The following is a 14,397-nucleotide window of genomic DNA, read 5'->3' on the forward strand; positions in this document are numbered from 1 at the left end:
AAGTGACTGGGGACGCCTGAACAAATGTTGGCGCTGCGACCGGCAGGTGACCAAATGTGTGATCAACGCGAACATGCGCCGGTATAGTTATTACTGAATCCGATGGCTTGCCCGTGCGGGCGCGCTTGGAGGCAGTATGACACCTCGGACCGCAAGTGTCTGGACCGCAAGTCTCGTCGCAGTCTTGCTGGTGGCCTCGCCTGCCGTTGCGGACGCGCAACCGAATTGCGAGGCGATACCTCGCGGACCGGCACGCACCGACTGCTACCTCGCCCTAAGTCAGTACTACCGTGCGCAATCGGATCTTGCCGCTGACAGAGCGCTCGCGCAATCAGACGCCGCGTGGTATCGGGCAATTACCGGAACAGACCCTCCGAAACCTAAACCACGTCGGCGACGATAAAAGCTGCGCAAGTTACCTGCACGAGCCAACGGGTCGCGCGAACGTGCGTCCGCGACGAGCGCAATTGCGCTCGCGATATCAGGGAATCGACACCAACCAAAAGCCGGATGCCGTCTCGCTCATGCGGCTATGCTTGCTGTTCGCTGTTCTTCGCCAAGCCGAGCAGTTACAAGCGATACGCGTAAATCGTCGGTCGCACTGCGCAGGCGGCTAGGTGACCGGCTAACAACAAGAAAAGGGTGGAATGTCATGCATGGTAAGGTCGTCGCACTGGTTGCAGCAGCAGTCGGATTCGCAGCATGCGGACCAGCTTGGGCGGGATGGCCAGACGACAAGCCAATCGAAGTTGTCATCGGGTTTGCTCCCGGCGGCGGAACCGACGTCATGGCGCGCAAGCTGCTGCCGTTCATCGAGCAGAGATTGGGCGGAAAGGCCAAGTTTGTCGTGCTGAACAAGCCTGGCGCCGGTGGAGAGATCGCGTTTGCCACGATTGCTCGCGCCGCGCCGGATGCTTACGCGATCGGCGTGGTCAACGTGCCCGGCTATAATTTCATCCCGATGACGAGAAAGACCCAGTACGGCATGGACGAGATCCGTTTGATCGCGCGCGTGGTCGACGACCCGAGCGTGATAGTCGTGCCGGCGGAAAGCAAGTTGACGAGCCTTGCCGACGTTCTGGCTGCGCTGCGCAGCAAGCCGGGTTCGGTAACATTCGGTCACAATGGTGCAGGCACGAATGGACATCTGGCGATCCGCATGCTGGCGAACGCCGGCAAGGTCGAGCCCAACGAAATTTCCTATCGCGGAACGGCCGCGCAGAGGACTGATCTTTTGGGCGGCCATCTGGAGGTTGGAATGGTAAGCCTCAGCGAAGTCCCCGAGCTGCACGGCACCAACAAGGGACCGCTCCGCGCGATTGCCATCCTGTCGAAGCAGCGCTCGCAGTCGCTACCGGACGTTCCGACGGCAGAGGAAACAGGCATCCCGGTCACGATGACCGCGGAACGCGGCTTCGCGGCACCAAAGGCCGTTTCGGATGAGGTGGCCAAAAAGCTTGAAGCTGCCATTGCGGATGGCCTGCGCGATCCGGAATACATCAAGAGCTCGCCCGGCGATGCCCCCGTTCTCGCTTTCATGCCCGGCGCCGAATGGCAAAAGCGTCTCGACGACATGTCGCAAACCCTGCGACCTCTGGCGGAAGAGATGAAGGCGCAAGAGCAGAAGTGAGACGCGCCACTGTGGGCGCGACTCATGTTGGAAGCGACGTGATGCGAAAGAAGCATGCTTGTCCAGAGGCCCTTGGGGAGGGAAAAATCTGGCGATAAGCATGCTTATTTGGCGGGAACCTTTGGGAATCGAACCAAGGACATGGTGCCCAGGGGCCGACCATAACTGATCTCCTAAGTAGCTGACGACACTTCACAATTCAGGCGAACGAAAATTACCTACCCAGCTTCCTACCCATGTGCGCGGGGGTTGCAGTGGTGTGCTATGACGCACCGTATGAGGATCTCAACGAAGACAGAACGCGCTGCAATCAAGCGCCAGTACGGCACATTGTTCGCGTCGATTTCAGACGCCTTATTCGAAGCCGATCCCATTGGTATCAACTTCGACCACAATACAGACGAATACGAGCCGGAAGCAGGGACGATCATCCCGCGCCTTGGTTCGGCTAAGTCAGCGGAGGATGTTCAGGCGATCGTGTACGAAGAGTTCTGCCGGTGGTTCGACCCGATCACCGCTGGGCCAAGAGAGAAGTATGCTTCCGTCTCGGCGAAAATTTGGGACCTTTGGTGCGCATTCCACCGACCTTGATCTCTGTAGTCGGCGCAAGACTGCGATAGGCTAACCGGCATGACGGACAACAAGACCATAGCAGTAAACGGAAAGGACTATTCCATCACGCTCAAGCGGTTCGATCAGTACACCGAACCCGGTGGCCCAAGCTACCACGGCTACTATGTGACCATCGAAGGTCACGGGCTAACCTTGAAAGCGAGGAAATACGACGATGGGAGCGAAATGAGCATTCAATCCGGAATCCAGGAATCGGATTCGGACGCCATCGAGATCGTGAGAGACATCGCTCGGCAGATATTCAGGACCGATCAGCTCTTGCTGCTGACCACGGACAATCTCAGTCCCTATAAGAAGATTTGAAAACCCCTGTTCTCATATGCAGGGAGGTGTCCAACGGGCGGGCGTTCAGGCTACGCCGTCGCTCTCGCAGATGTTGCTACGGGCCGCTTTAATGGCAGCCAACATCTCCTCGTGCCGTCGTTCGACATCGCGACAGCGATTGCATGTCTCACCCCACATGCTCGGGAATACCTCGTAGCAAGTGAAACAGCGGAAGCCGAGCAAGTTGCCCCGACCGTCGTAAACATCGTTATTCAACATTGTAATTGCGCTCGTACGTGCGCCCGCTAGCCGCAAGGCGCACACACGAACGGGCTAGCTAATATGCATTCATTCTCTCATGCGTCCGCCAACGCGCAAGCGCGGCTGCAACAGCTCGTGTGGGTTGTCAAAGGTGGGAATCGAACCACGGACAAATCGGGTGGGTAGGACGCCAGTTCGGTTTTCGTCGCTACCCAGATTCCTACCCATGTGGAGAGTCGCTTGCGGTTACTCACCGCGTTCCATAGCGCTTCATGTGGGGTTGGATCGGGAATCGAACCACCGACATTTGGTGGGTGGAAGTCATGGTGCCCAGGGGCGGGATCGAACCACCGACACTGCGATTTTCAGTCGCATGCTCTACCAACTGAGCTACCTGGGCATACTCGAGGGCCCAAAGGCCTAAGCGAGCGGGCGGTTTATAGAGAGGTCGGAAGCGCCTGTCCACCCGCCTTCGCCTGCGGCTTCGGCGCGGCATGCCCGGCCTCGGGCTCGTCCACAAATTGTTGGGAAAACACGGCTATTCCGCGTCCTCCGGGTCCGTCTCGCGGCCGGGGATGACATACTTGCCGGATAGCCAGCGGTTCAGGTCGACGTCCCGGCAGCGTGGGGAGCAGAATGGCGCCGTGGCCGGGCTCGCCGGCTTGCCGCATTCCGGGCAGGGCTTTGATCCGCCCTTCGATTCGCCGGCCGGGCCGGCATCGGCGGGGGGTTTAGCTGGCATTGAGCCAGCCGAACCGGATCGGAAAGCCCTCGCCGCCGAGCAGCGTGACTGATTCGTAGAGTGGCAGGCCGACGACATTGGTGTAGGAGCCGACCATCTTCACCACGAACGATCCGGCGATGCCCTGCACGGCGTAGCCGCCGGCTTTGCCGCGCCATTCGCCGGAGCCGATATAGGCCTGGATGTCGTCCTCGCTCAGGCGCTTGAAGCGCACCTTCGTCTCGATCAGGCGCTGGCGGAACGCTTCCTTCGGCGTCACCAGGCAGATTGCGGTGTAGACGCGGTGATTGCGCCCCGAGAGCATCCGCAGGCACTGCGCAGCCTCATCGACCAGATTGGCCTTGGGGAGGATGCGGCGGCCGACCGCGACCACCGTATCGGCCGCGAGAATGAAGGAGCCGCGCAGCTCGTCGTCGAGCTGGACGGATTTCAGCGCCGCGTCGGCCTTGGCGCGGGCGAGGCGATTGGCGCAGGCGCGCGGCAGCTCGCCCCGCTTCGGGGTCTCGTCGACATCGGCCGGGCGCAGCGCGTCGGGCTCGATGCCGGCCTGGTTGAGCAGGCTGAGCCGTCGCGGCGAACCGGAAGCGAGAACGATTTTGGGACGGCCAAGCATGCGGGATGTGTCGGGGATTTGGATTCGGATGGGGATGCGCGCGCGGAACCTATCGGAAGGCACTCCATTCCACAACCGGGGAACAAGTGGTTGGGGGAACTACGATTCTTTCGTCGTCCCTGCCTAGTGCGCAATTGCGCACGGGGCGCAGGGACCCGTAACCACGGGCCGTTGTCATGGGAATGACAAGGCAACTGGCACTGCCTTAAATCGCTCGGCCGCGGCGTATGGGTTCCTGCGTTCGCAGGAACGACAGGAAGCTCAGCGCACCGGATCAATCGGCGTCGCGACGCCGAGGCGGGCCTCGATGGCCTCGGCCGCTTCAAGGCACAAATCATCGCGCAACCGCGGCCCGGTGATCAGCACGCCGATCGGCAATCCCGTCGCCTCGTCGCGGCCGGCCGGCACGCAGGCCGAAGGCAGGCCGAGCAAATTGGCCGGGACCACCGGGCGCATCAGTTCCTTGGTCGCGGCCGCTCCGGCCGGCGTCGCCGAATCAAAACCGTGCTCGAACGGCAATTGCGTCCAGGTCGGCGACAGCAGCAGCGGCCGGTCGGCCATGAAGGTCGACCATGTGCGCGCGATGCCGTCGCGTTCGGCCATCAATTGCGACCATGCCGCCGTGTCGGCCAAAGGCGGTATGCCCTCATTGAAGTTGTTCAGGAAGGCCATCGCCTCAGTGCCCATCATCGGGGACAACAACGCCAGCACTGAGCCGAAATCACCCATGATCAGGCGGCGCCAGCAGCCGATTGCGTCCTCGTAGCGTGGCGGGCAGGCTTCTTCCACGACATAGCCGGCATCGGCCAGCGCCTGTGCGGCACGCCGCACCACAGCCGCCACCTTTGAATCGGTGCCGCCGCCGGGCGGCTCGGGCAGCACGGCCACGCGAATCGGCCGCGTCAACGCTCGTCCCTCGAACGGGGCATCGATCGACCATGGATCGCGCGGATGCGCACCCATCAACACCTGCAGGCCGAGGCGCACATCCGCCACGCGGCGGGCCATCGGCCCCTGCACGTTCATCAATTGCACCGCCAACAAGCGGTCTTCGGCCGGCACATAACCCGCATCGGGAACGCGGCCGGCGGATGGACGGATGGAAGCGATGCCGCAGGCATTCGCGGGATTTCGCAGCGAGCCGCCGATGTCATTGCCAAGGCCGATCGGGCTCATGCCGCTGGCGAGCGCTGAGGCCTCGCCGCCGCTCGAGCCGCCTGCGGTGCGGCCGGGATGCCAGGGATTTCGCGTCAGGCCGTGAAGCGAACTATCAGTGTGCACGCGCAGCGCCATGTCAGGCAGATTGGTGCGGGCGATCGGTATCGCGCCGGCGGCGCGCATGCGTTCGACGACCGGCGCATCCACCGGCGCCACCGCCTTGGCCAGCGCAGGCACGCCCCAGGTTGTGGGCAGGCCGGCCATGTCGATGTTTTCCTTCACCGTGAAAGGCACGCCGTGCAGCGGGCCAATTGTCTCGCCGGACGCCAGCCTCTGGTCGGCCTTAACGGCAGCCGCGCGGGCCTCGTCGGCCAGCACGCGCACCACGGCATTCAGCGCCGGGTTCACCGCGTCGATGCGCGCCAGATGGGCATCCACCACGTCAGCCGAACTCAATTGTCGCCGTGCAATGCGCTGCGCCAGTTCAGTGGCCGGGAGTTGCCAGATCTCGCTCATCGCTTGCTCCAACATCAAATGCGCAACGAAGTCGCGCGCAACGCTCCCGCCCGTCGGTCAGCGTAGTGCTACGCGGGCCTGATGTCGACGGCATGACCAGCGGTCACCCGCTCGCCAAGTTGAAGCCCAGCTATCTCCGTCGCCCTGCGAACACGTTCGCAGGGACGACCGCGAGAGGAGTTACTACCCGCTCGCGGCGCCTGCCTTCGCAAACCGGCGGCGGATGCGCATCGACAGGCCGTCGCAGACCTCGCGATAGGCGGCAAGCTTCTGCTCGCGGTTGCCTTCCATGCCGGTCGGATCCGGTGTCGGCCAGTATTCGACGTCGGCGGCCATGGTGCGCGTCAGCTCCAGCGCCTTGTGATGGGCTTCGGGCGACAAAGTGATGATGAGATCGAAATTGAGCCCTTCCCAATCCTCGAGCTCCTCGAACGTCGTGGGCTTGTGGCCGGAAATGTCCTGGCCGAGTTCGGCCATCACGGCGACCGCGAACGGATCAAGCTCGCCCTTCCTGACGCCGGCGGATTTTACGTAGAGCGCCTGCGGGAACATCTGCCGCAACAGGCTCTCCGCCATCGGCGAACGCACGCTGTTCAGGCCGCATGCGAACAGCACGGCCTGCGGATTGCGCGCGCGGGGCGCATCCATGCGTCACGTAATCCTTGCCGCAAAGGGCGTCATGCGTCCTGCCCCTTCCAGTGCAGGACGCAGATCAGCGTGAACAGCCGGCGGGAAGTTTCGAAATCGATTCTTACCTTGCCTTTCAGCCGCTCCTGCAGCGTGCGCGAGCCTTCGTCATGGATGCCGCGGCGGCCCATGTCGATCGCCTCGATCTTGTCGGGCGTGGCGGTGCGGATCGCCTGGTAATAGCTGTCGCAGATCATGAAATAATCCTTCACGATCCGCCGGAACGGCGTCAGCGACAGCAAATGCGCGACGACCGGCGTGCCGTCCTCGCGGCGGATGTCGAACATCAGCCGGTTGCCGGTGATGGCGAGGTGCAGCGTGAACGGCCCCTGCTCTGTCCCTTGCGGCGCGAACACGTTCTGCTCGATCAGGTCATAGATCGCGATCGCGCGCTCATGCTCGATATCGGGCCCGGAACGCCCGATCGATTCCTCGTCAAGCGTCACCGCGACGATGCGGTTGTGCTGGTCATCGTCTGGGGGCGGCTTGTTCATGGCAAATTGAGGCGCAATCCGACGGAGCGTGAATGGGCGTCCAAACCCTCGGCCTTGCCCAAGGTCATCGCGGCAGGCCCCAGCGCGCGCAACTGCTCCGGCCCGCATTTGAGAATCGAGGTGCGCTTCATGAAGTCTAGCACGCCGAGCCCCGACGAGAACCGCGCAGAACGCGCCGTCGGCAGCACGTGATTGGAGCCGCCGACGTAATCGCCGATCGCCTCCGGCGTATGGGGCCCAAGAAAGATCGCGCCGGCGTTGCGGACTTTTGCCGACAAGCCTTCCGCATCCGCGGTCATGATCTCCAGATGCTCGGCGGCGATCGCATTCGCAAGCTCCACCGCCGCGTCGAGCTGTTTGACCATGATGATGGCGCCGAAATCGTTCCACGAAGCGCGGGCGATGTCGGCGCGCGGCAGCGTCTTGAGCTGCGACTCCACCGCGGTTTCGACCTCGGCGGCAATCCTGGCGCTGTCGGTGATCAGGATCGACTGCGCGCTCGCATCATGCTCGGCTTGCGCCAACAGATCGGCGGCGATCCAGCCGGCGTTACCGGTGTCGTCGGCGATGACGAGCACTTCCGAGGGGCCGGCGATCATGTCGATGCCGACCTTGCCGAACACCTGCCGCTTGGCGGCGGCGACATAGGCATTCCCCGGCCCGACGATTTTTGCCACCGGCGCGATCGTCGCCGTGCCGTAAGCCAGTGCCGCCACCGCCTGCGCGCCGCCGACGCGATAGATTTCGGAGACACCGCCTAGGTGTGCCGCGGCCAGCACCAGCGGATTGAGCTTGCCGTCCGGCGAGGGCACCACCATGACGACCCGCGGCACGCCGGCAACCCCGGCCGGCACCGCATTCATCAGCACCGAGGACGGATAGGCGGCGGTGCCGCCGGGCACATAGAGGCCTACCGCATCGACCGCGCTCCAGCGCCAGCCGAGGTCGACGCCCAGCGCATCGGTGAAGCGCTCGTCCTTCGGCAATTGCCGCTGGTGAAATGCCTCGATCCGGTCGCGGGCGAATTTCAGGGCATCGACGGTTGCGGTGTCGCAAGCCTTGACGGCGGCATCGATCTCGGCCGCGGTGACGCGCAGGCCGGAGGCGTCGATGTCGAGCCGGTCGAACTTCCTGGTCGCCTCGAGCAGGGCGGCGTCGCCGCGCGCGGCCACGTCATCGACGATGGCGCGGGTGGCGCGCTCGACATCGGCCGAAACCTCGCGTTTGGCGGCGAGGAATTGCTTGAAGCGTGGCTCGAAATCGGCGCTGCTGGTATCCAGGCGAACGGGCATGGTGGCTTTCTGAGAGACGGCGAAGGCCCCTGCTCAATGGCGCGGCGGCCAAGGGCCGTCAACCCTTGCCCGCCCGGAAACAGAACCCGTAGGGTGGGCTGAGCGAAGCGAGCCCACCATAAAAGGTCCGCGGGCGACGTAAGATGGTGGGCACGCTGCGCTTTGCCCACCCTACGGCACCGGATTCACCCCTCCGGCGCGATGGCAAGGTCGCTGGTGCCGAGATCGTCGGTGCCGAGGTCGGTCAGCTCGCATTCCAGGCATTCGACGTCCAGCCGCAGCGCCTCGCCATGGCTGAACAGCAGAAGTGCGCTGCCGCCGGGGGCCTCGCCGGGATGGAATTCGATCCCGACCAGTTCCAGCACCGCTCTGGGCTGCGCCAGATCGATGTTGCGCGACTTGCAGGCCAGAACGCGGTCGAAGCGCAGCGCCGCGATCGAACGGCGCGGCTCGGTTCCGCCTGACAGCGTCTGCTCCCAGTCCAGCCGGTTCAGGCCGACCACCAGCCGCTTTTCGTCCTGCCGCCAGACGATGTCGGACGCCTGGACGCGGGCGTCCTGCACATGGGCCGATATGACTGCGAGATCATCGGCATCGAGCGCAATCAATTTGAGCTGTTCGGGTGCCGACATAAGGTCCTCAATAATCCTCTAATCGCTGATGCGCTGGATCGATGCGCCGCACGCCGAGAGTTTTTCCTCAAGCCGTTCGAAACCGCGGTCCAAATGATAGATCCGGTTGACCATGGTTTCGCCCTCGGCAGCAAGCCCTGCGATGACCAGCGACACCGAGGCACGCAGGTCCGTCGCCATCACGGGTGCGCCGCGCAGCCTGGCGGTGCCGTCGATGGTCGCAGTCTCGCCGTCGAGTGATATACGCGCGCCGAACCGCGCCAGTTCCTGGACATGCATGAAACGGTTCTCAAAGATCGTCTCGGTGATCTGCGAGGAACCGCCGGCGCAGGCCATCAGCGCCATCAATTGCGCCTGCAGGTCGGTCGGAAAGCCCGGGAACGGCGCGGTCGACACCGTCACCGGCCGGATCCCCGCCCCGTTCCTGGCCACCCGAATACCGTCATTGTTGACGGTGATGTCGGCGCCGGCTTGCGCCAGCACGTCGAGCGCCGACTGCAGCAATTCGGGTCGCGCACCGGAAAGCTGCACGTCGCCACCGGTCATGGCGACCGCCATCGCATAGGTGCCGGCCTCGATCCGGTCAGGCAGCACGGTATGCCGCGCGCCGTGCAGGCTCTCGACGCCCTCGACCACGATCCGCGGCGTGCCGGCGCCGGTGATGCGCGCGCCCATCTTGTTCAGACAATCGGCGACGTCGGCGATTTCAGGTTCGCAAGCCGCGTTGGTGATGATGGTGGTGCCCTTCGCAAGCGTTGCCGCCATCAGGGCTACATGGGTGCCGCTCACCGTCACCTTGGGAAAATCGATCGCCGCGCCGCGCAAGCCCCCGGGTGCTTTGGCCACAACATAGCCGCCGTCGATGGTGAGGTCGGCGCCGAGCTTTTCCAGCGCCATGATCAGGAGATCGACCGGCCGGGTGCCGATGGCGCAGCCGCCCGGCAGCGAGACCTTTGCTTCGTGCATCCGCGCCAGCAGCGGCGCGATCACCCAGAAGCTGGCGCGCATCCGTGACACCAGATCATAGGGCGCCGTCGTGTCGATGATGTCGGCCGCCGAAATGTGCAGGGTCTGGCCCTGATAGGCACGGTCGCCGGGCCGCTTGCCCGCCGACATGATGTCGACGCCATGGTTGCCGAGGATGCGCTGCAACTGCGCGACGTCGGCAAGCCGCGGCACGTTGTCGAGGATGAGGGTTTCCTCCGTCAGCAGGGCTGCGATCATCAGCGGCAGGGCTGCATTCTTCGCGCCCGAAATCGCGATGGTGCCGTTGAGCTTGCTGCCGCCGACAATACGAATGCGGTCCATGCCAAAACCCTTTTGCTCTGCACAAATGATCGGATTGATCGACTCGCAAAAGCTTGGAAATTTACGGCTATTTGATGAGGCAACGCCTGATTGGGCCGATCAGGCTGACATTGCCCCCGACATCATGGCACCTCCCGGACGCCTTGGCCGTCAGCGCGGATTGTGGTTTGACAATCATGGCCACCCGGCGCCTGGCCGTTCGCGTTGTTCATACTGACGTCAGGAGGACAGCGCATCCTTGCCGGCTACGGATTTCGGCATCAACCTTGTCCGGACAGGAGATGGAGTTCCCAATGAAGATCAGCGCGCGCAACCAGCTCAAGGGCACCATCGTCGATGTCGTGAAGGGCGCGACCACCTCCCATATCCGGATCGATATCGGCGGCGGTGTCATCGTAACTTCCTCCATCACCAATGAGGCGGTCGACGATCTCAAGCTTGCCAAGGGCAAGGCGGCTGTCGCCGTGATCAAGGCGAGCGACGTGATGGTGGGCGTCGATTGATCGATCGCCGCACCCTGATCGCGGGCCTGTCGGCGGCGCTGATTGCGCCGCGCAGCGCACTCGCGCAGACCATCAGGGATGCCGCGGGGCGTACGGTAGCGATCCCTGCAAAGGTATCGCGCGTGTTTCCGGCCGGACCGCCGGCGGCGATCCTGCTCTATACGCTGGCGCCTGAATTGCTGATCGGCTGGCCCCGTGCCAACCGTCCGGAAGAATGCGCCTACATGCTGCCGGATATCTGCACGCGACCGGAGGTGGGGCGCATCACCGGGCGCGGCAACACCGCCAATCTGGAAACAGTGCTGGCGCTGAAGCCCGATCTCATTCTCGACGTCGGTTCGACCAGCGCCACCTTTGTCTCGCTGGCGGATCGCGTGCAGGAGCAGACCAGCATCCCCTACGCATTGCTGGATGGCCGCTTTGCAGGCATCGCCGGGACCTATCGCACGTTGGGCGCGCTGATCGGCCGGACTGAGGATGCGGAGAAGCTCGCGCGCTACGCCGAGGATACGCTCAAGACGATCCTCGGCCGCATTGAGCCGCTTGCAGCAGCCGAGCGGCCAAAAGTCTATTATGCGCGGGGGCCGCGCGGACTTTCGACCGGGCTTGGCGGTTCGATCAATGTCGAGACCATCGAAATGCTCGGTCGCAACGTCGCCGGCGAGACCCAGGGCGGCCTCGCCAATGTTTCGATCGAACAGGTTCTGGTGTGGAATCCGGATGTGATCGTGACTATCGATCAGGAGTTCGCGGCGAGTGTGCGGAACGATCCGTCCTGGGCTGCGGTCAAGGCGGTGCGCGACAACCGGGTTCATCTGTCGCCCAAGATGCCGTTCGGCTGGGTGGATTTCCCGCCCTCCGTCAACCGCCTGATCGGACTCTGGTGGCTCGCAAAAATTCTCTATCCGGAGCGCTTCCCGGAAGACCTGCGGGCGCTGACAACGGACTTCTACACGCGCTTCTACCGTGTGACGCCGACGTCGGCGCAAATCGACCATGTACTTGCCGGCCGGGATTGATAGCCTTCGCCGGATGAGCCGTATCAAATGATTCCTGCCCGAAGCGCGCTGCCCGGATTTGCGATCGCGATCGCGGTCCTGATCGCAGGCCTTGTGCTTGCGCTGACGGTCGGGCGTTATCCGGTGTCGCTTGGCGATCTCATCGGAGTGCTCACCGCAAAGCTGGGCGGCCCTCGCGGCGAGATATCGCCGGCGGTCGAAAGCGTCATATGGCAGGTGCGCGGACCACGTGTAATGGCGGCGATGCTGGTCGGCGCGGCGCTCGCGGTGGCCGGCACGGCGTTTCAGGGATTGTTTCGCAACCCGCTGGTCTCGCCAGATATCCTCGGCGCATCGTCGGGCGCGGCGCTTGGCGCCGTCCTCGGCATCTATCTCTCGCTCGGCGTGTTCGCGATCCAGGCGATCGCCTTTGTCGGCGGGCTGATCGCGGTCGGCATCGTCTACATGATCGGCACATCGGTACGTTCGCGCGATCCGATCCTGGTGCTGGTGTTGACTGGCGTCGTGATCGGATCACTGTTCGGCGCCGGCGTCGGCCTGGTGAAATATCTCGCCGACCCCTACAACCAGTTGCCGGCGATGACGTTCTGGCTGCTCGGCAGCCTGTCTGCAACCGGGGTTCATGACCTGTTGCCACTGGTCGGCCCAGTTGCCGCCGGCACCGCCGTTTTGATCGCGCTGCGCTGGCGCATGAATGTGATGTCGCTCCCCGAGGAGGAGGCGCGGGCGCTCGGCGTCGCCACCGGGCCGCTGCGCATTGCCATCGTTGCTGCCGCGACGCTCGTCACCTCGGCCAGCGTCGCCACCGCCGGGATCATCGGCTGGGTCGGCCTCGTCGTGCCGCATCTGGCGCGGTCGCTGGTCGGTCCTGATTTCGCGCGGTTGCTGCCCGCGTCAGCGATCCTTGGCGGCGGCTATCTGTTGCTGATCGACACGCTGGCGCGCACCCTGGCCCAGGTCGAAATTCCGCTCGGCATCTTGACCGCCGTGATAGGCACGCCGTTCTTCATCTGGCTGCTCGCCAGCGTGCAAAAGAACTGGTCATGATCCTCGAAGGGCATCAACTCACCATCGGTTATCAGGACCGCATCGTCGGCACGGGCCTCGACGTCAAACTGCAAAAGGGCGAGGTCCTGGCGCTACTCGGACCGAACGGCGGCGGCAAGACCACGCTGCTCAAGACGCTGCTTGGGCTGTTGACGCCGAAGGCGGGCGAGGTGCGGCTCGACGGCGCTGTTCTGTCCGCCCGCACGGTTCGCGAACGCGCCCGCCTGATCGCCTATGTACCGCAGACCCATGTCGCGACATTTGCATTCACGGTGGAAGCGGTTGTTCTGATGGGCCGCACCGCCCACGGCGACCTGTTCGCGCGGCCGACGGCGAAGGACCGCCAGGTCGCCGCCAACATGCTCGATCGCTTCGGGATCGCGCCATTGGCGCAACGGCCATATACCATGATTTCAGGCGGCGAGCGCCAGTTGGTGCTGCTGGCGCGCGCGCTGGCGCAGGAGCCGCAATTCATCGTACTTGACGAGCCGACCGCCAATCTCGACTTCGGCAATCAGGGCAAGGTGATGCGCGAGATCCGCGAGCTGGCGGCCTCCGGCCTTGGCGTTCTCTTCACCACCCATGATCCCAATCACGCGCTGCGCGCGGCCGACCGCGCCTATCTGCTGCGCGGCGGCGAGCGCCTCGCCGAGGGGCCGGTGCAGCAGATCTTGACGCGGGAGCGGCTGGAAGCGCTCTACGGCGCACCGGTGCAGATGATCACCGATGCGACAGGGACGGCGTTCATTCCAGGGTGAGCACCATATGTCGTCCCTGCGAACGCAGGGACCCATAACCCCGGTCGTCTGTTGTTGAATAAAGATCTTTGCCATAGTGCCCCAATGAAGGGCCGCGGAGTATGGGTCCCGGCTCGCGCTTCGCTTGGCCGGGACGACGAGGGTTTGATACCGATCATCCCGGAATGACATCCTAAACTAGATCGCGTTGATATCCGCGCTCTCGAGCACCGCCTTCGGATACCCATCGCGCGCCACCTTGATCATGGCGCGGCCGAGCTGTTCGCTTGTCGTCATATGGTTCGGCGTGGCTCGCACCATCCATGACAGTAGCGGCCCTGTGACAGCATAGACCGCGTTCACCCAGGCGGTCTTCGACCTGACGCCGTGCAGCGGCTGGATGCCGGACGGCCGGAACATGTACGCCGCCTTGAACGGCAGCTTGAGCAGATCGTTCTCAGTTTTGCCTTTGACCCGCGCCCATCGCAACGGGCCCTGCTCGGTTGAATCAGTGCCTTTGCCAGTGACGTAGGTGAACACCATGCCGGGGTTGAGCCGCGCCAGCGTTTTTGCCGCCGCCATGGTGACATCGTAGGTCAGATGCCGGTAGCGTTCCGGATCCATGCCAATGGAGGATACGCCGAGGCAGAAGAGGCAGGCGTCATATCCCGCCAATTGGGATTCGATCTTCGAGAAATCCGTGAAATCGTCGTGCAGGACCTCATGCAGCTTGGCGTGCTGCCCCCCGGTCGGGCTGCGCCCGACCGCCAGTACTTCGGCGACGCTGGCATCGACCAGGCACTCGCGCAGGACGCCTTGCCCGACCATGCCGGTGGCGCCGAACAGGATCACCTTCATGTC

16 protein-coding genes and 1 tRNA gene are annotated in these 14,397 nt (G+C 63.8%); 7 read left to right on the plus strand and 10 right to left on the minus strand.

All coding sequences use genetic code 11. From position 1 onward, the window contains the following. The first annotated feature begins 787 nt into the window (after positions 1–787). The 3 genes from IVB22_RS22995 (at position 788) to IVB22_RS23005 (ending at position 2,566) form a co-directional block, all read left to right on the plus strand. Entirely contained in the window at positions 788–1,630 is an 843-nt protein-coding gene (locus IVB22_RS22995; RefSeq protein ID WP_247519525.1) for a tripartite tricarboxylate transporter substrate binding protein, read from the plus strand. A gap of 276 nt (positions 1,631–1,906) precedes the next feature. Further along, complete coding sequence (locus tag IVB22_RS23000) at positions 1,907–2,221, plus strand: hypothetical protein (protein WP_247519526.1); 315 nt, start codon at positions 1,907–1,909, stop codon at positions 2,219–2,221. Positions 2,222–2,260: 39 nt separating this feature from the next. Continuing rightward, a complete protein-coding gene (locus IVB22_RS23005; protein ID WP_247519527.1) occupies positions 2,261–2,566 on the plus strand; it encodes a hypothetical protein in 306 nt (101 codons plus the stop codon). Between the two features lie 546 nt (positions 2,567–3,112). On the opposite strand, the gene IVB22_RS23010 is transcribed toward IVB22_RS23005, so the two are convergent. From IVB22_RS23010 to murA, 9 genes are all read right to left on the minus strand, one after another. Further along, positions 3,113–3,188 (minus strand) — tRNA-Phe (locus tag IVB22_RS23010). 138 nt (positions 3,189–3,326) lie between these two features. Continuing rightward, positions 3,327–3,530, minus strand: a complete 204-nt coding sequence (gene yacG / locus IVB22_RS23015) for a DNA gyrase inhibitor YacG (protein WP_247519528.1) — start codon at positions 3,528–3,530, stop codon at positions 3,327–3,329. Next, a complete protein-coding gene (locus IVB22_RS23020; RefSeq protein WP_247519529.1) occupies positions 3,520–4,143 on the minus strand; it encodes a Maf-like protein in 624 nt (207 codons plus the stop codon). The genes yacG and IVB22_RS23020 overlap by 11 nt, the downstream gene beginning before the upstream one ends. Before the next feature lie 261 nt (positions 4,144–4,404). Next, positions 4,405–5,817: an amidase gene (locus IVB22_RS23025; protein WP_247519530.1), complete on the minus strand. Its 1,413-nt coding sequence runs from the start codon at positions 5,815–5,817 to the stop codon at positions 4,405–4,407. 183 nt (positions 5,818–6,000) lie between these two features. Continuing rightward, positions 6,001–6,465, minus strand: coding sequence for a low molecular weight phosphatase family protein (locus IVB22_RS23030; protein ID WP_247519531.1), 465 nt, complete (start codon positions 6,463–6,465; stop codon positions 6,001–6,003). Positions 6,466–6,494: 29 nt separating this feature from the next. Continuing rightward, on the minus strand, positions 6,495–6,998 hold the full coding sequence (locus IVB22_RS23035) for a UPF0262 family protein (RefSeq protein WP_247519532.1): 504 nt from the start codon (positions 6,996–6,998) through the stop codon (positions 6,495–6,497). Next, positions 6,995–8,290 (minus strand): histidinol dehydrogenase, encoded by a 1,296-nt coding sequence (gene hisD / locus IVB22_RS23040; RefSeq protein WP_247519533.1) that lies wholly within the window; start codon positions 8,288–8,290, stop codon positions 6,995–6,997. Before hisD ends, IVB22_RS23035 begins: the two co-directional genes overlap by 4 nt. 185 nt (positions 8,291–8,475) lie before the next feature. Next, positions 8,476–8,922 (minus strand): DUF2948 family protein, encoded by a 447-nt coding sequence (locus tag IVB22_RS23045; RefSeq protein ID WP_247519534.1) that lies wholly within the window; start codon positions 8,920–8,922, stop codon positions 8,476–8,478. An 18-nt stretch (positions 8,923–8,940) separates the two neighbouring features. After that, positions 8,941–10,230, minus strand: a complete 1,290-nt coding sequence (gene murA, locus IVB22_RS23050; protein ID WP_247519535.1) for a UDP-N-acetylglucosamine 1-carboxyvinyltransferase — start codon at positions 10,228–10,230, stop codon at positions 8,941–8,943. Positions 10,231–10,523: 293 nt separating this feature from the next. Between murA and IVB22_RS23055 the strand changes: the two genes are divergently transcribed. The 4 genes from IVB22_RS23055 to IVB22_RS23070 are packed head-to-tail and all read left to right on the plus strand — an operon-like array spanning position 10,524 to position 13,557. Further along, positions 10,524–10,733 (plus strand): molybdopterin-binding protein, encoded by a 210-nt coding sequence (locus tag IVB22_RS23055; protein WP_247519536.1) that lies wholly within the window; start codon positions 10,524–10,526, stop codon positions 10,731–10,733. Then, positions 10,730–11,752 (plus strand): iron ABC transporter substrate-binding protein, encoded by a 1,023-nt coding sequence (locus IVB22_RS23060; protein WP_247519537.1) that lies wholly within the window; start codon positions 10,730–10,732, stop codon positions 11,750–11,752. The genes IVB22_RS23055 and IVB22_RS23060 overlap by 4 nt, the downstream gene beginning before the upstream one ends. Positions 11,753–11,779: 27 nt before the next feature. Continuing rightward, positions 11,780–12,799, plus strand: a complete 1,020-nt coding sequence (locus IVB22_RS23065; protein ID WP_247519538.1) for an iron ABC transporter permease — start codon at positions 11,780–11,782, stop codon at positions 12,797–12,799. After that, positions 12,796–13,557, plus strand: a complete 762-nt coding sequence (locus IVB22_RS23070) for an ABC transporter ATP-binding protein (protein WP_247519539.1) — start codon at positions 12,796–12,798, stop codon at positions 13,555–13,557. Before IVB22_RS23065 ends, IVB22_RS23070 begins: the two co-directional genes overlap by 4 nt. 177 nt (positions 13,558–13,734) lie before the next feature. On the opposite strand, the gene IVB22_RS23075 is transcribed toward IVB22_RS23070, so the two are convergent. Next, a complete protein-coding gene (locus IVB22_RS23075; protein WP_247519540.1) occupies positions 13,735–14,394 on the minus strand; it encodes an epimerase in 660 nt (219 codons plus the stop codon). Between the last annotated feature and the right edge of the window lie 3 nt (positions 14,395–14,397).

This window comes from Bradyrhizobium sp. 190, from assembly GCF_023073415.1.
Classification (GTDB): Bacteria; Pseudomonadota; Alphaproteobacteria; order Rhizobiales; family Xanthobacteraceae; genus Bradyrhizobium.

Bases quoted from the DNA above. Each gene is read 5' to 3' on its own strand.
- IVB22_RS22995 (WP_247519525.1), top strand. From the start codon at position 788: ATGGCGCGCAAGCTGCTGCCGTTCATCGAGCAGAGATTGGGCGGAAAG.
- IVB22_RS23000 (WP_247519526.1), top strand. From the start codon at position 1,907: ATGAGGATCTCAACGAAGACAGAACGCGCTGCAATCAAGCGCCAGTAC.
- IVB22_RS23005 (WP_247519527.1), top strand. From the start codon at position 2,261: ATGACGGACAACAAGACCATAGCAGTAAACGGAAAGGACTATTCCATC.
- yacG (WP_247519528.1), bottom strand. From the start codon at position 3,530: ATGCCAGCTAAACCCCCCGCCGATGCCGGCCCGGCCGGCGAATCGAAG.
- IVB22_RS23020 (WP_247519529.1), bottom strand. From the start codon at position 4,143: ATGCTTGGCCGTCCCAAAATCGTTCTCGCTTCCGGTTCGCCGCGACGG.
- IVB22_RS23025 (WP_247519530.1), bottom strand. From the start codon at position 5,817: ATGAGCGAGATCTGGCAACTCCCGGCCACTGAACTGGCGCAGCGCATT.
- IVB22_RS23030 (WP_247519531.1), bottom strand. From the start codon at position 6,465: ATGGATGCGCCCCGCGCGCGCAATCCGCAGGCCGTGCTGTTCGCATGC.
- IVB22_RS23035 (WP_247519532.1), bottom strand. From the start codon at position 6,998: ATGAACAAGCCGCCCCCAGACGATGACCAGCACAACCGCATCGTCGCG.
- hisD (WP_247519533.1), bottom strand. From the start codon at position 8,290: ATGCCCGTTCGCCTGGATACCAGCAGCGCCGATTTCGAGCCACGCTTC.
- IVB22_RS23045 (WP_247519534.1), bottom strand. From the start codon at position 8,922: ATGTCGGCACCCGAACAGCTCAAATTGATTGCGCTCGATGCCGATGAT.
- murA (WP_247519535.1), bottom strand. From the start codon at position 10,230: ATGGACCGCATTCGTATTGTCGGCGGCAGCAAGCTCAACGGCACCATC.
- IVB22_RS23055 (WP_247519536.1), top strand. From the start codon at position 10,524: ATGAAGATCAGCGCGCGCAACCAGCTCAAGGGCACCATCGTCGATGTC.
- IVB22_RS23065 (WP_247519538.1), top strand. From the start codon at position 11,780: ATGATTCCTGCCCGAAGCGCGCTGCCCGGATTTGCGATCGCGATCGCG.
- IVB22_RS23070 (WP_247519539.1), top strand. From the start codon at position 12,796: ATGATCCTCGAAGGGCATCAACTCACCATCGGTTATCAGGACCGCATC.
- IVB22_RS23075 (WP_247519540.1), bottom strand. From the start codon at position 14,394: ATGAAGGTGATCCTGTTCGGCGCCACCGGCATGGTCGGGCAAGGCGTC.